Source organism: Hymenobacter sediminis, assembly GCF_003231285.1.
GTDB classification, from domain to species: Bacteria; Bacteroidota; Bacteroidia; order Cytophagales; family Hymenobacteraceae; genus Hymenobacter; species Hymenobacter sediminis.
In genome coordinates this window covers 242386-261895 of record NZ_QKNS01000003.1, presented here as the reverse complement: position 1 = coordinate 261895, position 19510 = coordinate 242386, and the positions used below count along the sequence as shown (strand labels likewise).

Genomic DNA, 19510 nt, shown 5'->3' with positions numbered 1-19510 from the left:
AGGTACAGGCAGAACACCAATAGTCTCCTACCCCTCTGCTAAGCCTAAAGCCCTGTAGGAACCATTGAATGCACAAAAGCCCAGCGGGGCTACACCCATTGTTTAACGATGGGTGTGGCCCCGCTGAGCCTTTATCACTTTTAACCGAATTCGGTTTATAATATGTCGTCTCTTAGGATAGTATGCATTAGATCTACCGAAGCGGCAAACTCACTATTTCACTGCCTCGAGGCCCTTGCGTTGGCCTAGCTCCAGCAGTAGCGGAAAGGCCTCGTCGTACTCGTTGCGCACTTTACCTTCCAGAATAGCTTCCAGCAGCGCCTCCTTCAACTCGCCTACCTCCCGAGAAGGCTTCAGGCCGAAGGTTTCCATGATGATTTCGCCGGTAATGACGGGTTTGAAGTTGCGCAGGTGGTCTTTCTCTTCCACCTCTTTTAGCTTCTGCTCCACCACATCGAAGTTGCGGAGGTAGCGGGCCACGCGCTGGTGGTCCTTGCTGGTAATATCGGCGCGGCAGAGCAGCATCAGCCGGTCAATGTCGTCGCCGGCTTCAAACAGCAGCCGCCGCACCGCCGAGTCCGTCACGATTTCCTTCACCAGGGCAATGGGCCGCAGGTGCAGACGCACTAGCTTCTGCACCTGGCGCATCTCCTCGCCCAGGGGCAGCTTCAGATCCGTAAAAATGCCTGGCACCCAGCGCGCGCCCTTGTCTTCGTGGCCATGAAAAGTCCACCCCACGCGCTTGTCGTAGCGCTTGGTGGCGGGCTTGGCGATGTCGTGGAGGATGGCTGCCCAGCGCAACCACAGGTCGCCGCCGGCCGCCACCACATTGTCCAGCACCTGCAAGGTGTGGTAGAAGTTGTCCTTGTGGGCGTGCTGACCTACCTTTTCTACCCCCTGCAGTTGGGCCATCTTCGGGAAGATGAGCTGCAGCAACCCGCACTGAAACAGCAGCTTGAAGCCATAGCTGGGCTTCGGGGCCATAATGATCTTGTTCAACTCCGTTGTAATTCGCTCCTGCGACACAATCTTGATGCGCTCCTTGTTGCGGGCCAGGGCATCAAATGTATCGGGCTCAATGTCGAAGTCGAGTTGGGTAGCAAACCGAATGGCACGCAGCATGCGCAACGGGTCATCGGAAAAGGTAATATCGGGGTCGAGCGGAGTCCGAATCAGCTTGCGCCGCAAGTCGCCCATACCGTCGTAGCGGTCCACGAGGGCGCCAAAATCAGCTGGGTTCAGGCTTAAGCCCAACGCATTAATGGTGAAGTCGCGGCGGGCCAGATCCTCTTCCAGCGTGCCGGCTTCCACCTCCGGCTTACGGCTTTCGGCACGGTAGCTTTCCTTCCGGGCTCCCACAAACTCTACCTCTATTTCGGGGGTAGGGAGCATGGCCGTCCCGAAGTTCTTGAACACCGTTACACGCGGCCGGCCTGGCAGCTTACGGCCCACTGCCTGCGCCAACTCAATTCCGTCGCCCACGCATACCACATCCACATCCTTGCTTTCGCGGCCCAGGGCCAAATCCCGCACGTAGCCTCCAATGACATATGCGGGGTAGCCTAGCTCACCGGCAGCTTCGGCAATGGTCTGGAATAAGGGAAGGGCAGGTAACTGAGGCTGATTCATGCGAAAAATACGTTGTGCTGCAAAGGTACAGGCTCCGGCTTTAGTCGCGCAGCACTTCCACTCCCCCATCGGGCAGCACCCGCACTACCCGCGAGGGCGCCGAGCGGGTTTCATCGTCCTGCCGCCAGCGGGCCACATAGTCAGCCTTGCGCACTAGCACAGGGTTTACTTCGGAGAAAATGGCGGGGGTAGGCTCACCGCTCAGGTTAGCCGAGGTTGAAACCAACCCATGCCCCAGGCGACGCACTATCTTCTGGCAGAACTCGTCGGTGAGTACCACCCGCAGGCCAATGGTGCCATCGGGGGCCAGCAGGTTGGGAGCTAGGTGCCGGCTGCCGGGTACTACGTAGGTAGTAGGGCGCGTTTGGGAGGCCAGCAATTCCGGCAGGTTTGGGGGTACTACCTCGGCGTAGCGGGCAAACATCTGCTCATCGGCCACCAATACTATGCAGGCTTTTTCGGCGGGGCGTTGCTTGAGCTTATATACCTGCTCCACAGCCCGCGGCAGCTCAGCGTCGCAGCCCAGGCCCCAGACTGTGTCGGTGGGGTAGAGAATTACTTGCTGCATCAGCAGCGCATCCACGGCTGCCTCTACTTCTTCCCGAAAGAATTTCGTACTCATTGGTCAATGTCTTGGTAAGCGTCGGCTCATCGGCCCTGACGCTGGTGGTTATCAAAGACAATACTCCTTGTCTTCATCCCTGGGTTTTACTTAATAGACTGGCACAACTCTACCAGCACACCATTGGCCGACTTAGGATGTACAAAGCATACAAGCTTATTATCGGCACCCTGCTTCGGCTCTTCATTTAGCAGCACAAAGCCCTCGGCCCGCAGCCGCGCCATTTCCGCCCGGATGTCATCCACTTCGAACGCCACGTGATGAATGCCTTCAGGCTTTTTGTCGAGGTAGCGCGTAATGGCGCTTTCCGGCGAGGTGCCAGCCAGCAGCTCAATCTTGGAGCCTCCCACCTGAAAAAACACGGTATCTACGGCTTCAGAGGCTACATGCTCCCGCTTATAAGGCTCCTGGCCCAGCAGTACAGTGTACAGGGCCGTAGCGGCTTCCAGATCTTTAACGGCGAGGCCGAGGTGTTCAAGGTTGGTGAGCATGGGTTTGATCGAAAAAGCGGGGTAGCCACATAGCGCGGCTTCTTTGTATTTGTTCTACTTTTGCAAGCACAAATGTGGGAAGAAAGTAAAACCAGTTGCTGGTTTTTTGTGTTCTACCTGCGAATGATTCTCCGCTGAAACCAGACCCCCGAGCCATGCTCAAGCTACCTATTTACCTCGACAACAACGCTACTACGCCCCTCGACCCACGTGTTCTGGAGGCGATGATGCCGTACCTGACCGAGGTATTCGGCAATGCAGCCTCGCGCAACCACCCCTTCGGCTGGGCCGCCGAAGAAGCCGTGGATTATGCCCGCGAGCAAATTGCCAGCCTGATTAACTGTGACCCCAAAGAAATTATTTTCACCTCGGGCGCCACTGAATCCGATAACCTCGGCATCAAGGGCGTTTTCGAGATGTACTCGCAGAAAGGCAACCACATCATTACGGCTACCACCGAGCACAAAGCCGTGCTTGATACTTGCAAGCACATTGAGAAGCTGGGTGGCCGCGTAACCTACCTGCCCGTTAACGCCGAAGGCCTCATCAGCCTGGAAGAGTTGGAAGCTGCCATGACCCCGGAAACCATTCTGGTGACCATCATGTACGGCAACAACGAAACCGGCACCATTCAGCCCATCCGCGAAATTGCCAAAATTGCTCACAAGCATGGCGCTCTGTTCATGACGGACGGCACTCAGGCAGTAGGCAAAATCCCGGTGGACGTTATTGCTGATGGCATTGACCTGATGGCTTTCTCGGCCCACAAGATGTACGGTCCCAAAGGGGTAGGCGCTCTGTACGTGCGTCGCAAAAACCCACGGGTGAAAGTAACTGCCCAGATGGACGGTGGCGGACACGAGCGGGGCATGCGCTCTGGCACCCTGAACGTGCCCGGCATTGTAGGCCTCGGCAAAGCCTGTGAGCTGTGCAAGCAGGAAATGGAAGCCGATACCCAGCGCCTTTCCACCATGCGCGACCGTTTGGAGCGTGAGCTACTAACCTTGGAAGAAAGCTACGTTAACGGTTCGCGGGAGCACCGTCTGCCCCACGTAGCCAACATTTCCTTTAAATATGTGGAGGGTGAAGGCCTGATGATGGGCGTGAAAGACTTGGCCGTATCGTCCGGCTCGGCCTGTACTTCCGCTTCGCTGGAGCCCTCCTACGTACTGAAGGCCCTAGGCCTCAGCGACGACTTGGCACACAGCTCCCTGCGTTTCGGCCTTTCGCGCTTTAGCACCGATGAGCAAATCGATTACGCCATCAACCACGTAAAAGAAGCCGTAACCAAGCTGCGCGAAATGTCTCCACTGTGGGAGATGTTCAAAGAAGGCATCGACCTCAACTCTATTGAGTGGGCTGAGCATTAATTTTTAGAGCTTAGAACTGAGCGCTAATCTTATAGATTTGGCGTTCAGTCTAGGTTCTGAGTTCTAAAATCTGACATCTAATTTCCTCAAAAGCCATGGCTTACTCCGATAAAGTAATCGACCATTACAGCAACCCCCGCAACGTGGGCACGCTGGATAAAAGCAAAAAGAACGTAGGTACCGGTCTGGTAGGTGCTCCTGAGTGCGGCGACGTAATGCGTCTGCAGATCGAGGTGGACGAAACCACGAACACCATCACCGACGCCAAATTCAAAACCTTCGGCTGCGGCTCGGCTATTGCGTCGTCGTCGTTGGCAACGGAGTGGCTGAAAGGCAAGACCGTTGACGAGGCCCTGGCCATCGACAACATGGAGATTGTGGAGGAACTGGCTTTGCCGCCCGTAAAAATCCACTGCTCGGTACTGGCTGAAGACGCCATCAAGTCGGCCATCAACGACTACCGCGTGAAGAACGGGTTGCCCGAACTGGAAGTAGCTAAATCGCACCACTAATCTGCGAGCTAGTAAGTAAGTGAGTGATTGGAGGCTGTACTAAGCGGCCTCTAATCACTCATTTGTTTATAACCCCCTATCCCTTCTAATCCAATGGACGTCAATTCCTCCGACGTACATGTCGAAAGCGCCCGAATCCAGCGCCAAATTGAGGACTACCTCGGTTTAAGCCCTGGCAACCTTCTCTTCGAGTTCCGTCAGTTGGATGGGCAAACTCGCCTCGATCTGATTACGGTAAATCCGCGCCACCATCAAAGCTTTCTGTTTCGTTACGAAACGGGTTACGACAAGCTGGATGCCCTGCGCAAAATGCTGGCCTACGTGCAGCGCCACCGCGACGAGGAAAGCTCTTATACGATTCAGTGGCGGGCCCGCGGTGAGCGTGAACTGCAAACTTCCTATTTCCGGGCGCACAACGTCTATGAGGCACTCGATAAACTATACTTCGGCCGCGACCTGACAACTATTACTGTGTTTAGCGTAGTCTTGAACCCCAGTTCTTAGAATCTTTCTGAACAAGGCGCGTATCTTTGGTGTTCTATATCTGACATTCCTTCTGGGCGACTGTGCCCATTGACTGAATTAGCTTTTTGACCATGATTACCGTTTCTGACAAAGCCAAGGAGAAAGTTGAAAAGCTCATGCAAGATGCTGAGCTAGATGCTACCTATCGTTTGCGGGCATCTGTAGCCGGCGGCGGCTGCTCAGGCCTTAGCTACAAGCTCGACTTCGATAACGAGGTGAAGCCAATGGATCAGGAATTTGAAGATAAAGGTGTGCGAGTAGTCGTAGACATGAAGAGCTTCCTTTACTTGGCCGGCACCCAGCTTGACTTTTCGGATGGGCTGAATGGCAAAGGCTTCTTCTTCGATAACCCCAACGCTTCCCGCACCTGCGGTTGCGGCGAGAGTTTCTCTGTTTAGCTTCGTTGAGCCACCAACTAAAGAGAAAAGGCCACCTGCGTTGCAAGTGGCCTTTTCTCTTTAGTTGGTGCTATAAATCTACTGCTGCTTAGAAGGAACTTCTTCCACTAGCTTGTCAGCTTCCTTATTCTGCACCACCGCCGTATCACCGGCCTCGGGAGCCATGTCGGCTTTTACATTATCAGCAGCGTTGTCAGCTGTTGCGGCAGCTTCGTCAGTAGCATTGCTTACGTCATTAGCCGCGCTATCAGCGGTTGCCTCAGCATTTTGCTTGGTTTGCTCCGAGCAGGAAGTTGTGGCGAATGCGCCGAATGCTGCTAATACTAGAAGGCTTTTCAGTGAAGTTTTCATGGTGAGGTAGTAAAGAGAACAGAGAAAAGTATTTGGCCTTATACTGCCCTAACCAGAAAAACAGTTGAGTTAATCTTCATTATTTTCCTCCTACCCCTTCCATAGCCCAAAGGCAGAAGGTCAGAAGTGCCCGAAAGCAAGGCGAGTCAAGTAGTATGTCTTACCCCTCTTGATCTTGAAAGTAAGTTAGGGGTAGGCTTTCCGTGTGGATGAGGTAAAGTGGCTTATCCCTTGTCCAAGTAAGGACAAAAAAAGAGGGCGACCAGTTGGTCGCCCTCTTTTGCTTTGGCAAAGAAACTTACTTCTTCACGATGCGGCGAGTGACTTTAGCATCGCCTTCGCCTATCGTAACTAGATAAGTTCCGGCACCCAGGTTAGTCATGTCGAGCTTACCGGTTGCATCAAGCTTCTGGCTGCGAATCACACGACCATTGGAGTCAACGATGGTAGCAAGTACTCCTTCCGTTGTGCCACCTAACTCAATCGTCAGGAAGTCTTCAACCGGGTTGGGGTACATGTTGATATCGCCGCTGCGGAGGAAGTTGATTACTACCGGCTGGCTGAAAGTGGTAGTGCCATCTAGGTCAACCTGCTTGAGGCGGTAGTACGAAGTACCAGTCAGCGGATTCTGATCAGCAGCAGTGTAAGTAGTGCGGGAAGACGTGGTGCCTTTGCCCTCACGAGACAGAATGGTCTCGAACGTGCGGCCGTCGCGGCTACGCTCAACTTCAAAGCCTTTGTTGTTGAGCTCTGCGGCAGTAACCCAGGTCAGCGCCACTTGGTTGCCGCGTACTTTGGCATCGAAGGACACCAACGTAACGGGCAGCGGGGACGGAGCAACGATACCTGGAATTACGTTCGGGACAGGCGGCGAGAGGTAGTTCTCAGCACCTGGGATTTGGATGGCGGGGAAAGGGTTAATGTTGTTGTACTCAAAGGTGTAGAAGTAGTAGGTAGTACCGATGTCAAGACCTCCTACTTCTACCTCCTGGTTAGCGCCTGAGTAAACAACATAATAACCTGGCGCTATCACATTCTTATTTTCACTTGAAGGACCATAAGTCTGATTATTAGTCTGATATGCGGTACCATCTGCGGGACGCACATTGGCAGGGAATGTTGAGCTAGTGCTAGCCACAATTATACGGCCCTCACCATAGCCTTGAGCCAAATAATCAGCTGGCAGCGAGAACGTGACTTTAGCCGTAGTGTTGCTACGAGTTACTGTGGGAATATTGCGCTTCTCTGGTTCTACGTCAATTGCTTTCCCTGAAAGAAGCGCGTTGCGGTCAAAAGACTGTGCCGTTTTTACCTCGAAGTCGTTGCTCTGGAATTGCAGCGTTGATGTTCCGTTACCCAAGTAAGTAGGCTTATAGCGAACATAAATAGGACGGTTGATACTGTACGTAGTTGGATTAGGAGTTATCGTCAGTGAGTTCGAGAACGTTACGTTATCCAGCGACAGTTCAAACTGTTCCGTGTTGTCAGGGTTCAACCTTACGTTTTGAATTAACGCCTTAGTGATAACAACTGGTTGAAGTACTCGCTGAGCGTTAAGGGTAAGAGCCTGCGACGCTGAAGTCGTGTTGATTACAACGTTTGCTACCTCAACAAAGCTATTATTAAGAGCAACTGACGGCTGGCTCGTGCCCGATACTGTAGGACCTTGGGCAACAGCGGGGTCACTTGAGATGAAGATCGTCCCGGAGGTTGACAGTGCTGAAGGGGGTAGGAAGCGAACATACACTGTTGTAGAAGGCACGTCATTGCCTACTCGCCGCAGTACCAAAGAGTTGCCGGTAGTAGTAACATCGGCAAACTTCTGATCAAGCGAAACCTGGAAGTAGGTGGGGACCTGTACGGTAATGTCCTGTAGCAGGTTGGTACCTGATATTGTCATCGGCTGGGGTTCGGAAGCAATACCTGGAACAGTTGAGAACGTTCCGAAAGTTGGCGAAGTGTTGATAGTAGAGGTATTGCCTGATACGTTGTTTGCCGTAACGGTAATAACCTGCGACGTAGCTCTTGTGCTGGAGGCAGTGATGGTACCATTAAACTCCCCAATAGCGACGGGTGAAGTCAGTCTTACCTGGAAAGTACGGTTGGAAACCGTCCCACCTGCTGGGTTGATGGTAATGCTTTTAACGAAGTTGCCGCCTGCGTTAGGATCACGCAACTCAATGATAGGATTAGAAGGCGTCAGAACCAGCGGAGCCGTCAGGTTACCAGCGTCAACGGTAAACGTGAGAATCTGAGAAGAACCGCTGGTGGTAACTGTACCAAATGCCAGCGTGGCAGGATTAACGTTGATGAAGGGGCCGGAAGGAATGGCAGTACCCGAAACGGCTATGCTACGGGTAGTAGCACCCGTGCTTGCAAACGTAACGTTACCGCTGTACGACTGCACTACCGTGGGGCTAAAGCGCAGTAGAATGTTAGCACCACCCGTAGCATTAGTAGCAGCTTGCGGGATGGTCAGGCTTGTAGAATATGTGTTGCCATCCGTGCTGACCTCAAAGCCATTTGGAGCAGTAACCGTAACGCCGCTCGTTAGGAACATAGACGACACATTAATCGTCCGAGCCTCTGACGAGCTTTCATTGAGCTGATTGTTAAAGTTGATAGGACCGCTCGGGCTAACAGTAATGTTGGGCGTCTTCGCAAGACCATTACCAGTTAAGGTCATTTGGTTGGAAACTACGGTCCCAATCTCACTTTCAGAATCGCTATCAGTAACTGTGACTGATAAGCTCCTACTGTAGGGACGAGCGGGGTCGTTTGGTTCGAATCGAATAACAAAGCTTCCAGAAAGACTCCCATCTTCACCTGTGGATCCTAAGGTTATTGATCCTCTGCTAGCAGTTCCGTCTATAATAGCGAAAAACCGGTTATTTGCCCCTGATGCACCTCCAAGGTTGATTGAGACGTTTGATCTGGGAGTAAAGCCAGACGCCACAAACGTGAAAGTTTTTGGCCGTGACTGGTCTCCATTGTAAACATTCCCAAAGTCAGTTCCATCGGGACTTTCTAAGGTAATTTCTTGAGCCTGCCCAATAAAGGGCAAAGCCAACAAAACCATCACGAGAAAAAACCACAATCGGCCTAACCGGCTCGGCTCATGGTTGCCCAAGTATTTGTTTTTCATGATTTATGGAAAGAGTAGGTTTGCAAAAGAAAACTGTGTGAAATGTGTTTTATGAGTTAGCTGAACTATTAGGTGCGTTCATTCAGGGTCACATACGGTGATGCCTCGTAATAAGATTACTATTTTTCGATGATCGTATGTAACAAATCCAATACAAACTTATTAAACATAAGCGCGCTGATATTCATAATTCATGCCATTTTTGCATGTATAGCATGGATACTCTTTGAAAAGATGAAAATGATGTGGGTATTACGTGCTTTCATACTCGACCATAAAGTTACTCCTATTTGAAATCAGATTTGACATACATTATCCGGATTCATGGAAAAAGTAACCTTTCCGTCTTTCCTGAACACTTTGTATATAAATATTCAAATACGACAATTGTTATACTTTATTGCGTTGCTTGTCTAAAATTCGGTGTATTTCTATGCTTGAGACAGGTGATTCATCAAGAATGTCAATTATCATTTCTTTGACATAAAAAGGGAGCCATACTTTGAGGTTGGGCTCCCTTTAACTTGTAAATACGCTATTGGTTATTTCCAGTCAGGCAGTGCTGCGTTTTGGAACAATCGTGCTCTGCTACGCCCATCTAGGTCCATGGTGTAAACATCTGGGGTAGAACGACTCACATTGTTTATCTGAACAAAGATGATTTTTGATCCGTCGGGGGCGTAACGGGGCATTACATCATTAAACCCGTTAGGCTTGGTAGTTCCACTGGTGCCGCCTTGCCCGGCAGATACGTCCAGGAGTCCGCTGCCATCTAGGTTTTGGGTGAATATGTGAGCGTTCAACTGCCGCCCAGTGCCATCATCAAAGCCATCTACGTCGCGGGTATACATTACGCGGCGGCCGTCTACGCTGAACGAAGGAGAATCGAGGCGGCCCGGCAAGTTGCCTACCAGCAGCATCGCATTAGAGCCGTCGGTATTGAGCAGATACAGCTCCGAGTCATAGATGCTTACGCCTACCGTTTGCACTACAATGCGGTTGCCCTGCGCAGTCCAGTCGCATTCCCGGAAATGGCGGTCGGTGGGGGCTGTAGCGAGCAAGGTCAGGCCGGTACCGTCGCGGTTGATGCGGTAGAGCTTGTTGTAGCTACTGTAAATCAGCTGGGCCCCGTCGGGCGACCAACGGTAACCTATTCCTTGGTTGAAGTAGCCATCCACGGGCAGCAACGTTACCTGGCGCGCATCAGAACCATCCCGGTTCATGGTATAAATCTGGAACTGGCCGGTTGCGTTGGAGGTATAGGCTACCCGGTCGCGGTTTGGGCTCAGCTGCGGCGCCGTTTCGATGAAGGGCGAGGTAGTTAGTCGTTGTAAGTTGGCACCGGTCTCATCGGAGGAGTAGATATCGGTGTTTCCATTTTCCTCACGGGTGAACAGGTAGCGGTTGTCCGGCTGCGCGCGAGTCTGGAAGCTCCAGACGTCACCCCGCACTAGTTCGCCGGCCTGGTCACGCACGCTAACCTGCCAGAAGTAGATAGTATTATATTTCAGGCCACTTACCGTGGCAGAAGTGTCGCGGGAGTTGGTGAGCAGCTGACGGCGGTCAACGGAGTTGCTTTCGTACAGGACCACGTCGCTGCGCAACGAGTCGCTTTTGCCATCGGGGTCCGAAACGCGCCACCGCAACGTCAGTTGGTTGGCGGGCTGGTTTACGGCCTTATCGGCGGGAGTGGGAGAAGATGGGGCATTCGGGCGTAGGTTGGCTGCGTTGTCCTTGGTTAGCACCACTTTCACAACGGTAGGCCCACTTTGCCCTACTGTGATGTTTACGTTCTCAGTGGAATAGCCAGCTTTGCGTATCGCCAGCGCATATTTACCTGATTCGATATTGGTTAGTGTGAATTTCCCCTCGGCATCGGTGGTGTAAGATGAGGTAGCGGGGTTGGTGGTAACTACCGCACTGGCCACGGGGGCATTGGTGCGGGCATCCAACACGGTGCCCTCCACAGAACCCGCGCCAGCCGGCTCTACGGTATCTTCTTCACAAGATGAAATAATTTGGACAAGCAGCACCATCAACAGCCAGCGGGTAACCGAGCGAATCAAGCTCATCATAGGGGTAGTAGGTGGGAAGGAAAAGGCAGACGAAAAGAGCGGAAACTAGGGGCGGATGGCAGCAATCTGCACCAATGAATCTTCGGCTAGTACTACCCCCTGGGTAGTTAGCAAACGCAGCCGAATGCGGTAGCTATCGGCGGGTGTTGCGTTCAGGCTGGTTTGGGAGAGCAGCTTATGCTCCCCGGCTCCTACCTCTACATTGCCGGATTGCAGATTACGACTGGTGCCCGACGGGCCTTGTTTAGCGAGTAAGAACTCGTAGCGGAGGACAGCAGGCCGGGCATCGGTGCTGCGGCAGTGTCCGGTTACAACCAACTGATCCGGCTGTTGCCGGACTTCTAGGTAGGCCTGATAGCCTGCTTGCTCAGGATAGGAAGACGTGGGCAATAGCAGGAGCAGAAAAGATCCCAGGGGGTAGAGACATACCATAGGCGCGCCGGAAAGGGGTAGTAAAGCAACAGGTGACAGAAGAAAACCAAGTGCAGTCAGGAGTGCCGATAGTCTGGCACTCCTGACCACGTTTCGGAAAATGGTTAGGGCAAACTTCCGGCTACCCCCTGCTTAATCTCCAGCTTAATGCCGTTGCCTTCCATTTTAATCCCATATCCGGTAGGATACGTGAGGCTGCTGCCCGACTCAGATTGGCGCAGCTCGTTGTGGTTGCCTAATTGCTCCACAGAGAAATACCGGCGGCCTGCATCTGTGAGTTGTTGCTCCAGCCGGTTTTCATTGCCCTGTTGAACAATTTCGGAGGTAGTGCCCTGCCCTTCCAAGGTGCTATAGGCAATATTGCCCTGCCCTACCTGCACAATGCTGGTACGCAGGCTCTGGCCGATTTGTACAATTTGGCCAACATTGTTTCGCCCTTGCTGCTCCAGCACTGACTGGTTTACGGCGTTTGAAGGTAAGGTAGTGCTTAGGGACAACAATGGCCTGACACCACCTAACTGTTCAACCAGCTCCTTTTCCGTTTTAGGAGAACCCTCTTGCTTATCACTCTGTGCTGCAGCCTCATACACGGTACTTATACCGAGCAGGCCGAGCACAAAAATCAGCCTCTGATTCGTTTTCATTTGTCAAAGAGAAGAAGTTAAACAAATCGGGAAAATGATAGCTATAGGCAGGATTATTCCTCTCATAAATATAAACCTATTATTGAACTATCTAAAATATCTTGCAAATATTTATTCAAATAAGACAAATAGCATATAAACCAACCTCTTATGGTAGAAAGCATAACACCTCACAAACATTGCTGTCTGTGAGGTGCCTTTATCGTGCCTTCTAACGGCCTAAGTGTTAGCGTTGTCCAGCAGCGGGGAAAGAGCTAATGGTAGCATTCTGGAACGAGGTAGCTGTGTTCCCGGTGCCCACTTGCGTTTGTGTGTTAGTGTTACCGTAAGAGCCCTGGGCGTTTTGAGCCAAGTTGTCGCGGCCGCTCTGAGTTTGTGTCGAAACGTTCATACGCGCTGCACTGGTACCCGAGCCATCCTGCATAATGTAGGCTACGTTGCTGGCAGAACCTGCACCAACACCGTTCTGAATCTGGGTAGCCTCACCCCAGCCACTACCCCGCTGATCAGTGTAAGCTCTGTTGAAGCTACCTGCCTGGCCTTGAGATGCAACGTTCCGGTTAGAGGACTGCATAACCGTGGCCGTTTGGTCGTCGCCGAACTGTACTTGGTAAGACGTGTTATCCGTACCAGATTGGGTAGCGGAAGCTACTTGACGACTACCTGCACTCTGCAGTTGAGTGGCTTCGTTGCGGTCGTTGGTTTGGCTGATAGTAGCTCGGGAGTCAAACACACTCGTTTGCGCCTGGAAAGCATCGTTATTGTTTACTCGTGATGCTCCTACCTGATCTACGCTGGCAGTGTTGCGGGCTCCTCCGGTTTGTGCTTGGCTGCTGACGTTGCCGTCGCCATATTGGCGAGCACTAACTGCATTGTCGGTGCCTAACGTTTGCACCTGAACAGCTTGGTTACCAGGTGTTACACCAGCAGGCACTGGCTGATATTCAGCATTCTGCTCAACAGAAGCTCTGTTACGCAGGCCACCCGTTTGGGTCTGGCTTGAATAGTTGTTGTTGCTCAGCTGCGTTGAGGAAGCCTGGTTATCGGTACCAAAAAGCTGAGTTTGACGAGCTTCGTTGTTCCCATCATATGTGATGTTGTCGCTCTGTACCGTGGTGGCTTTGTTGCGCAAGCCCGACTGGATTTGATACGAGCGGTTATTGCCACCATTCGCATTTGCGGAGCTATTGCCATTGGAGCTACCACCAGTGGGCAAGCCTTTTTGGGTGGCACTCACCATCCCATTGGTGCCCGATTGTGTCTGCTCAATTCGGTTGCTGTTTGTAGCAGCATTGCTCTGGCCTTGCGTTGAGGTAGCTTGGTTACCGCTTCCTATCTGCGCTACACTAATTACGTTGCTTGAGCCGTAGGTGGTGGAAGTGTTGGTGTTGCCTTGGGCAAAAGCGGTACCGGTAGCCAGCAGAGCTGCTACAAAAAAGGTGTACTTTTTCATGATGGTGGGTTAGTAAAGGTGGGGTATGCGAACAGGAGTGCCGGTCACTAGCATAATCGCTAGCCTACTTTATAATTTTTACTATCAACTACTATCCCTTCCGGAGGAACTGTACAAAAATAACTATGTATAGTTAAAAGTCAAGCATATGTATAAATAATTATTTAAATTTTTTATTGATATAATTCAATACTACCTATTAATCGTTTTTGTTTTGTTGTTGCCTATGTACCAAGTAATTCCACCGCGCCCGGCCCAATAAAAGTCGTTGTAGCGCCCGCGCTTCAGGCCATCCAGCTGATCAGAGAAATAGTAATGATTATCGACGAGCGCATGGATAGACAATCGGTTGGTTAGGAGATACTCAAACCCAGCCCCGGCAAATACGTGAGGCAGTACCCGAGGAGCATTGCTGGTGGAGCTGTTGGGGGTAGTAGCTCCGCCGCCGAGCAGTAGCAAGGGCGTTATGGGGTCGCGAGGGTAAAGACGGTACTGCACCCCAAGCTCCGCATAAGTAAAGGTTTGCCGGTAGGTGTCGCTGGCGCCTAGTTCAAACCGGCCCACGTTAGCAAGGGTGGCCCAGTGCCCACTACCCCCCGGCTGATACTGTAACCCTACCTGCCCTCCCGGCCGGAACTTCGGGTTGCTCAGGTCACCGGAGTAGCGCACAGTGGCAGCGCTCAGCGTGATGCCCAGCGTACCGCGCCGCTCCCGCTGTACCCGGCCCAGCACGTCAATTTCCTGGTTTTCACTTTTCTCCTGATAATAGGCAGCCACTGCTTTATCTGTGGCTTCGTTGGCATAGCGTGGGGCCCAGAGCCGCTCTCGCAACCCCTCAAACACCAACGACTGCACTGATTTCTCAATGGCATCCTTCACGGCAATTTCCGTGGGCTCATTGTATGTGAAACCAGTTTCAGCTTCCAGGAGCCGCTGGAATTTCACGAAACGGAACAGGCTGGCATCTACCTGCTGCGAGAGGATGGTTTTGGTGGTGTAAACTGTTTTCAGAATCTCGCCAGTGCTAGTGCTAATGGCCCGCAGGTACACGGTTACCCGGTCTTGACGGTATTGCCCACTACCCCCGGCTCCAAAGTAGCGGATGCCCGCCCCACCAGTCAGGATATTGGAGTCGTAAGAAATGATACCGCCTTCCAGGATAACGCCCGCGAACAGCAGAGAAGGTAGCGCGGGCTCTGGCCGGCCCGTCATCTGGGAGTATTCCGCTCGGGTTGAGCGGATAATCTTGCGCTCATTCAGCAGGTTACCCAGGTTTTCGCGCTCAATGGGGTTAAACCATTTCGACTCTTCCAGCGCCCGCAACAGGATGCTAGTAGCGCCCTGGGTAACGGCAGTTGAAAAGCTGGCCCCGTTCTCAGTGGGTTTGTATTGGCCCGTCTGGTCGCGGAACTTATACACGGCTACTACGATGCGCTCCTTGGGTTCAGGCAGGCTGCGCAGGGTAGCGTTACCCTGAATTTCGGCGCCAAGCCGGGCCCGCTCATCGGCAATGGGCTGGTGCAGATAAGGAGCACAGCCGCTAAGCCCCAACGCAAGAGCAAAAAGCAAACCCCGGCTTGTTTGCAGAAAAGTAGAATTAACCATACTCGCTGAAGACTATAGCTATTAGATACCTGGTACTGTAATGGTTGTCTGGCCGCCCGTGGTGGTATCGGTTATGCGGATTACAAAGCCACCGCCGCTGGGCGTCACGCCAATCTGATAGTTGCCCACGTTGTAGTTGCCCGGCCGCAAGGGGTCGTTGGCGTTGCCGAATTTGTTGCCAACCAGCTTCTGGGCCAGCTGCCCCAAAATCTGCTGATTCAGGCTTTCCTGGAATTGCTGCAGGGGGTCACGCTCACGCGAGGTGTTTACGGCGTTGGGGTCTTTGGTGTCGTTCTGGGCAGTAGCAGAACTTTGCAGCCACTGGTAATTGAAGGTATCACCGCCAAAGGCCGGGTTTTTTGCCTTGTACGTAAAGTCCTGGGCCTTGGCACTGTAGCCACCGATAAGCAAAGCGAATAAAGCGAGGAGGAATGGTTTTTTCATACGAGTGGGAATTGAGAGCTATCAGGGGTCAGAATACTTCGGTGCCGGGGTCATCGGCGGCTTTCTCAAGCTGGTTGCTTTGGCTGCGGGCCTGCTGCAGAAACCCAACTGCTGCATCTAAGGCATAGGCGGCCATTTCCTCAATGACTTCGGCCCGTGGCTGCAGGGGTAGCTCCAGTAGCTCATTGTCATTCACCTCTACCGAAATCAGGGTGCTGGTGCCGCGGGCCGGCTTTTCGCGGATGACAATGGTGTAGTCGCCCATGTCAGCGGGCGGGTCCCATTTGGTAAAGAATTCGTCGTAGAAGTCGTGCCCTACTTTGGTAATCGTCTGGTCCATTACCAGTCCTTCGATTTCAGTAGGCCGGAACTGGCGGCGCTGGCGGTTCTGGCTTGAATCGGAGGTAGCTTTCAGCAGCAGTTGCAGCGCCTCTTCCAGCTTTTTAGCTGGTAAGGGTGCCCCCTCCGACTCCTTCTGAACCTTAGGCTTAGCGGCCGGTTTGGTGCCCTGGGCCGACGCGGCGGCAGATAGCAGGCAGAAAAACGCCCAGCAGCCTAAGGCCATCATCCAAGGACGCCACCAAAAGATAGGTTTAGGTGATTGGCGCGGCGGTGGCGGCTTAGGTGTGGTAGCCATAGCAAAGCAGAATAGGAACTAGTGAGGAAGCTGAGTAAAACTATATTCTGCGTTTATAGCAGCAGAAATAGCTAGACGGCATAAATGTAAATATTTACTAAAATAATACAAGTGATTGAATACAATATTGCAATAAATCTTCTTTTTTATATAATTATATCAAAATAATACAAGCTTGCCCACTAAGTCCAGGCTATCTAAGAATACAACAAAAAGCCCTTGCTGCTCTAGCAAGGGCTTTTTGTTATTAAATATTAGAACAAGTCAGTCAGGCATATACAAAGCCTACTGCCTAGGCGCTACTGTATGACGTGGGGTACAAACTCTGAAAGATTGGTAATTACCCCGGCTTCGCGCCGAAACCCAATGGCGCAGGCGCTACCCGACCAGAACACCCCAGCCTGGTACAGCCGCTGCTCCGCATCGGTGGGCAACTGAGCGAAGCGCTGGTAAATATGGGGTTGCTCGGCATAGTCGCCGGGTTCGGGGGTAGGCAGAGGGGTAGGCCCGCCCATCTCCGCTACATCCTGCCCCTCGCGGCCCAGCACTGGCTTACGAACCTGATGGCCCGCCAACTCCGCGCGGCTTGTTTCGAGCAACAGCGGGTGGTGCGGAAAGCAGCGCCAAAGCCAAGCCAGAATAGCTTTGCTTTGGAACAGCAGCGTATAGGCCGGATTGGCAATAATTACGTCGCGGCTGCGCAACAACTCTGTCAGGTCGCGGGTTAGGTCAGGCTCCTCATCGGCCAGCAGCTCCCAAGGCACTAGCTTAAACAGGAAGCCAAAGCGCTGCCATTCCTCGGGGCCGGTTTGGGCCCAGACCCCGCGCTCTTCGCCCTGGGTGGCCACCTGCATGGCATCTACGGAGCAAACGTGCACCTGGGTGAAGCCAGCTTCCAGAGCGGCTTCAGCTACTACGGAACAGTTTGTGGCATCTTCGGCGCTATCGGGCAGATGAACTAACAACAGGGTAGGCTCCAGATCGGAGTTCAGCTCCAGCCACTGGCCGAGCTGGTTTTGCAACCCCTCAAACAGCCCGTTGGCTTGGCGGTCTTCATCGGCCATACCGGCGGCTACCAGGCTGGCCCACTGCATCACGGCGGTTTCGGGCAGGCTGGTGGCGGTATCAGCGTTGAACTCGATCAGCTTGGGGCCATCGGGCGTGTGGGCCAGGTCAAAGCGGCCGTACAGGTGCCAGTGCCGCTCATCGTTCCAGGAGTGGCGCACGGCTTCCCACAGATTCTCTGGAATGAACAGCTCCTGCAGCAAGGCATCGGGAATCGGGTCCGGAATGCTCTGCACCAGCATATCGTAGAGGGTATCGGCCGCTTGCAACAGCTCATCGGCGGTGGCTTCGGGTAACTGCACAGCCTCGCGGGCGACATAGTTCTGGCAGGCTTCTTCCACGGCCCAATCCCAGCCCAAATTGCGAATGGCGGGCTCTACGTTGCCGGCAAGCGGTACTAACTGAATGGAATGTTGCATGAAAGCGCTAAGCAAAATTACCAGGTTCAGCGGGCCACACCGGGCCAGCCTTTTACGGAGGAGGTGGCCTCTGCCCTACCCCCCAAACCCGCGCATACCGCCCCCACGGCTCCCGAAGCCCGAGCTACGGCCGGAACTAGGGGCACTGCTCCGGATGCTGCTCCGGCCGTAGCCAGTGCTGCGCGTGACGGTAGAACTAGGCCGAATGCCAGATGATGCAGGGGAAGTGCGGCTACCCGAAAAGCCTCGCCCGAAGAAGCCCCTACCCCGGTCCCGCTCATCGGCAACGCGGGCACGCCAGCCGTTGTTTTGCTGTATCAGGCCAGGGTTGGCGTAGGCTCCTACATTAGGCGTCAGGAAGCGACCGGCCATGTAGCCAATGCCACCCCACATGAGTATGTCCATCATGCTGGTGCCTCCTACCCGGTTTTCTGGGTTTACGCGGGTGTACTCCTGCATTTGCCGCTGCAGGGCCTGGCCCTGCAGGGTATCCACCTTGCCATCGAAGTGGTGCAGTACAGCGGCTACCTCCTCTTTGCCGGCGGGGCGCTCCGCCGTGATTTTCCACTCACCGGGCTTCACCTCGGTCATCTCCGTAATAACACCCTCCGAGTAAGAGTCGGCAGCGTTGCCCCAGTCGCCTTCCGTAGTCTGGGCTTGGTTGGAGGAAGAGTTGTCGGAGCAGGAAGGGAGCAACAGGCCCAGGCTGGTGGCCGCTGCAACCAGCAGCACATTGCGCCGCCAGTCGCCGAGTTGGTAGTAGGGTTTATTCATGGCTGAAGCTATATCGGTGGAAAACTAGGTAGCGCAGGTTGGCTACTCCCAGAGGGGGTAGTGTTCCAAGTGCACTTCCTGACCAAAGAAAATACGCGTACTCTCCTCGAAAGATCGGGTAAAATCAGACACGTAGAAGTGATGCGCCGGCGGGGTACTGCCGGGTTGAGCGGCCAGGTTATTTTCGGTAAGGTAGCGCTGCACATGCGCCGCTACCACATCAGACGCATCCAGCACCTCGGTCCGGCCGTGGTAGAACGCGCCGATTTGCTCCTTAATAAGGGGGTAGTGGGTGCAGCCCAGCACCAGAGCGTCAATATCGGCCAGCTCTGGGTTGGTGAGGTAGGCCTGGATGATGTTTTCGCTGATATTATTCTCGAAGAAGCCTTCCTCAATCATGGGCACCAGCAGCGGGGTAGCCAGGCTGCGCAGCTGCACGCCAGCATCGAGGTCGTCAATCTTTTTGCGGTACACATTGCTGTTGACAGTTTGCTTGGTACCGATGAGCCCAACCGTCCGGCCCACGTACTGCTGCCCCACATGCGCCACAATAGGGTCGATGACGTTAAGCACCCGGGCCTTAGAGCCCACGTACTCGCGCACTAGCTCGTAAGCCGCCGCGGAAGCCGAGTTACACGCAATCAGGATAACCTTGCACTGCTGTTTCAGCAGCAGGTCGCAGATTTTAACTGAGTAGGCCTGAATAGCAGCCGTGCTTTTGTCGCCGTACGGCAGGTGGGCCGTGTCGCCGAAGTAAATAAGGCGCTCGTGGGGTAGTACCCGGTTTACGGCGCGCGCCACCGTTAGGCCGCCAATGCCGCTGTCGAAAACGCCAATGGGGCGCGTGGTTACATCAGAAGAAGGTTGTGCCATAGCACCGCGAAGGTACGAGTGTTACGCAGCCCAGAGCGCACCACTC

The 19510-nt window shown here is 53.4% G+C and carries 19 protein-coding genes; 4 read left to right on the top strand and 15 right to left on the bottom strand.

Annotated features, from left to right (window positions below; translation table 11 throughout):
• Positions 1–213 precede the first annotated feature (213 nt).
• The 3 genes from DNI29_RS10220 to mce all read right to left on the bottom strand — a co-directional run bounded on the left by DNI29_RS10220 (position 214) and on the right by mce (position 2742).
• Positions 214–1629 (bottom strand): CCA tRNA nucleotidyltransferase, encoded by a 1416-nt coding sequence (locus DNI29_RS10220; RefSeq protein WP_110978008.1) that lies wholly within the window; start codon positions 1627–1629, stop codon positions 214–216.
• Between the two features lie 40 nt (positions 1630–1669).
• Positions 1670–2251 (bottom strand): L-threonylcarbamoyladenylate synthase, encoded by a 582-nt coding sequence (locus DNI29_RS10215; protein WP_110978007.1) that lies wholly within the window; start codon positions 2249–2251, stop codon positions 1670–1672.
• A gap of 86 nt (positions 2252–2337) precedes the next feature.
• Positions 2338–2742: a methylmalonyl-CoA epimerase gene (gene mce, locus DNI29_RS10210; protein WP_110978006.1), complete on the bottom strand. Its 405-nt coding sequence runs from the start codon at positions 2740–2742 to the stop codon at positions 2338–2340.
• Positions 2743–2897: 155 nt separating this feature from the next.
• Between mce and DNI29_RS10205 the strand changes: the two genes are divergently transcribed.
• The 4 genes from DNI29_RS10205 (at position 2898) to DNI29_RS10190 (ending at position 5547) form a co-directional block, all read left to right on the top strand.
• Positions 2898–4112, top strand: a complete 1215-nt coding sequence (locus DNI29_RS10205; protein ID WP_110978005.1) for an IscS subfamily cysteine desulfurase — start codon at positions 2898–2900, stop codon at positions 4110–4112.
• A gap of 95 nt (positions 4113–4207) precedes the next feature.
• Positions 4208–4624, top strand: coding sequence for a Fe-S cluster assembly scaffold IscU (iscU, locus tag DNI29_RS10200; RefSeq protein ID WP_054412183.1), 417 nt, complete (start codon positions 4208–4210; stop codon positions 4622–4624).
• Between the two features lie 93 nt (positions 4625–4717).
• The gene (locus tag DNI29_RS10195; protein WP_110978004.1) at positions 4718–5128 is read left to right on the top strand and encodes a hypothetical protein; all 411 of its coding nucleotides are present in this window, start codon (positions 4718–4720) and stop codon (positions 5126–5128) included.
• A 92-nt stretch (positions 5129–5220) separates the two neighbouring features.
• Positions 5221–5547, top strand: coding sequence for a HesB/IscA family protein (locus DNI29_RS10190; RefSeq protein WP_110978003.1), 327 nt, complete (start codon positions 5221–5223; stop codon positions 5545–5547).
• Between the two features lie 78 nt (positions 5548–5625).
• Here DNI29_RS10190 and DNI29_RS10185 read toward each other — a convergent pair whose 3' ends face one another.
• From DNI29_RS10185 to murI, 12 genes are all read right to left on the bottom strand, one after another.
• Positions 5626–5898 (bottom strand): hypothetical protein, encoded by a 273-nt coding sequence (locus tag DNI29_RS10185; RefSeq protein ID WP_110978002.1) that lies wholly within the window; start codon positions 5896–5898, stop codon positions 5626–5628.
• Between the two features lie 298 nt (positions 5899–6196).
• Positions 6197–8584, bottom strand: coding sequence for a T9SS type A sorting domain-containing protein (locus tag DNI29_RS10180; protein ID WP_162303572.1), 2388 nt, complete (start codon positions 8582–8584; stop codon positions 6197–6199).
• Between the two features lie 1001 nt (positions 8585–9585).
• Positions 9586–11118 (bottom strand): carboxypeptidase-like regulatory domain-containing protein, encoded by a 1533-nt coding sequence (locus DNI29_RS10175; RefSeq protein ID WP_110978000.1) that lies wholly within the window; start codon positions 11116–11118, stop codon positions 9586–9588.
• 45 nt (positions 11119–11163) lie between these two features.
• Entirely contained in the window at positions 11164–11508 is a 345-nt protein-coding gene (gene csgH, locus DNI29_RS10170; protein ID WP_123823200.1) for a curli-like amyloid fiber formation chaperone CsgH, read from the bottom strand.
• Positions 11509–11654: 146 nt separating this feature from the next.
• Positions 11655–12194 carry a hypothetical protein gene (locus DNI29_RS10165; RefSeq protein ID WP_110977998.1) on the bottom strand — a complete coding sequence of 180 codons (540 nt, stop codon included), beginning with the start codon at positions 12192–12194 and terminating at the stop codon, positions 11655–11657.
• A gap of 226 nt (positions 12195–12420) precedes the next feature.
• Complete coding sequence (locus DNI29_RS10160; protein ID WP_110977997.1) at positions 12421–13647, bottom strand: hypothetical protein; 1227 nt, start codon at positions 13645–13647, stop codon at positions 12421–12423.
• A 192-nt stretch (positions 13648–13839) separates the two neighbouring features.
• The gene (locus DNI29_RS10155; protein ID WP_110977996.1) at positions 13840–15252 is read right to left on the bottom strand and encodes a CsgG/HfaB family protein; all 1413 of its coding nucleotides are present in this window, start codon (positions 15250–15252) and stop codon (positions 13840–13842) included.
• A 21-nt stretch (positions 15253–15273) separates the two neighbouring features.
• A complete protein-coding gene (locus DNI29_RS10150) occupies positions 15274–15696 on the bottom strand; it encodes a curli assembly protein CsgF (protein WP_110977995.1) in 423 nt (140 codons plus the stop codon).
• Between the two features lie 28 nt (positions 15697–15724).
• Positions 15725–16333: a CsgE family curli-type amyloid fiber assembly protein gene (locus DNI29_RS10145; protein WP_110977994.1), complete on the bottom strand. Its 609-nt coding sequence runs from the start codon at positions 16331–16333 to the stop codon at positions 15725–15727.
• 299 nt (positions 16334–16632) lie between these two features.
• On the bottom strand, positions 16633–17817 hold the full coding sequence (locus tag DNI29_RS10140) for a glutathionylspermidine synthase family protein (RefSeq protein ID WP_110977993.1): 1185 nt from the start codon (positions 17815–17817) through the stop codon (positions 16633–16635).
• 75 nt (positions 17818–17892) lie between these two features.
• On the bottom strand, positions 17893–18591 hold the full coding sequence (locus tag DNI29_RS10135; protein WP_110977992.1) for a Cj0371 family chemotaxis-regulating polar lipoprotein: 699 nt from the start codon (positions 18589–18591) through the stop codon (positions 17893–17895).
• 42 nt (positions 18592–18633) lie between these two features.
• Positions 18634–19464, bottom strand: a complete 831-nt coding sequence (gene murI / locus DNI29_RS10130) for a glutamate racemase (protein WP_110977991.1) — start codon at positions 19462–19464, stop codon at positions 18634–18636.
• Between the last annotated feature and the right edge of the window lie 46 nt (positions 19465–19510).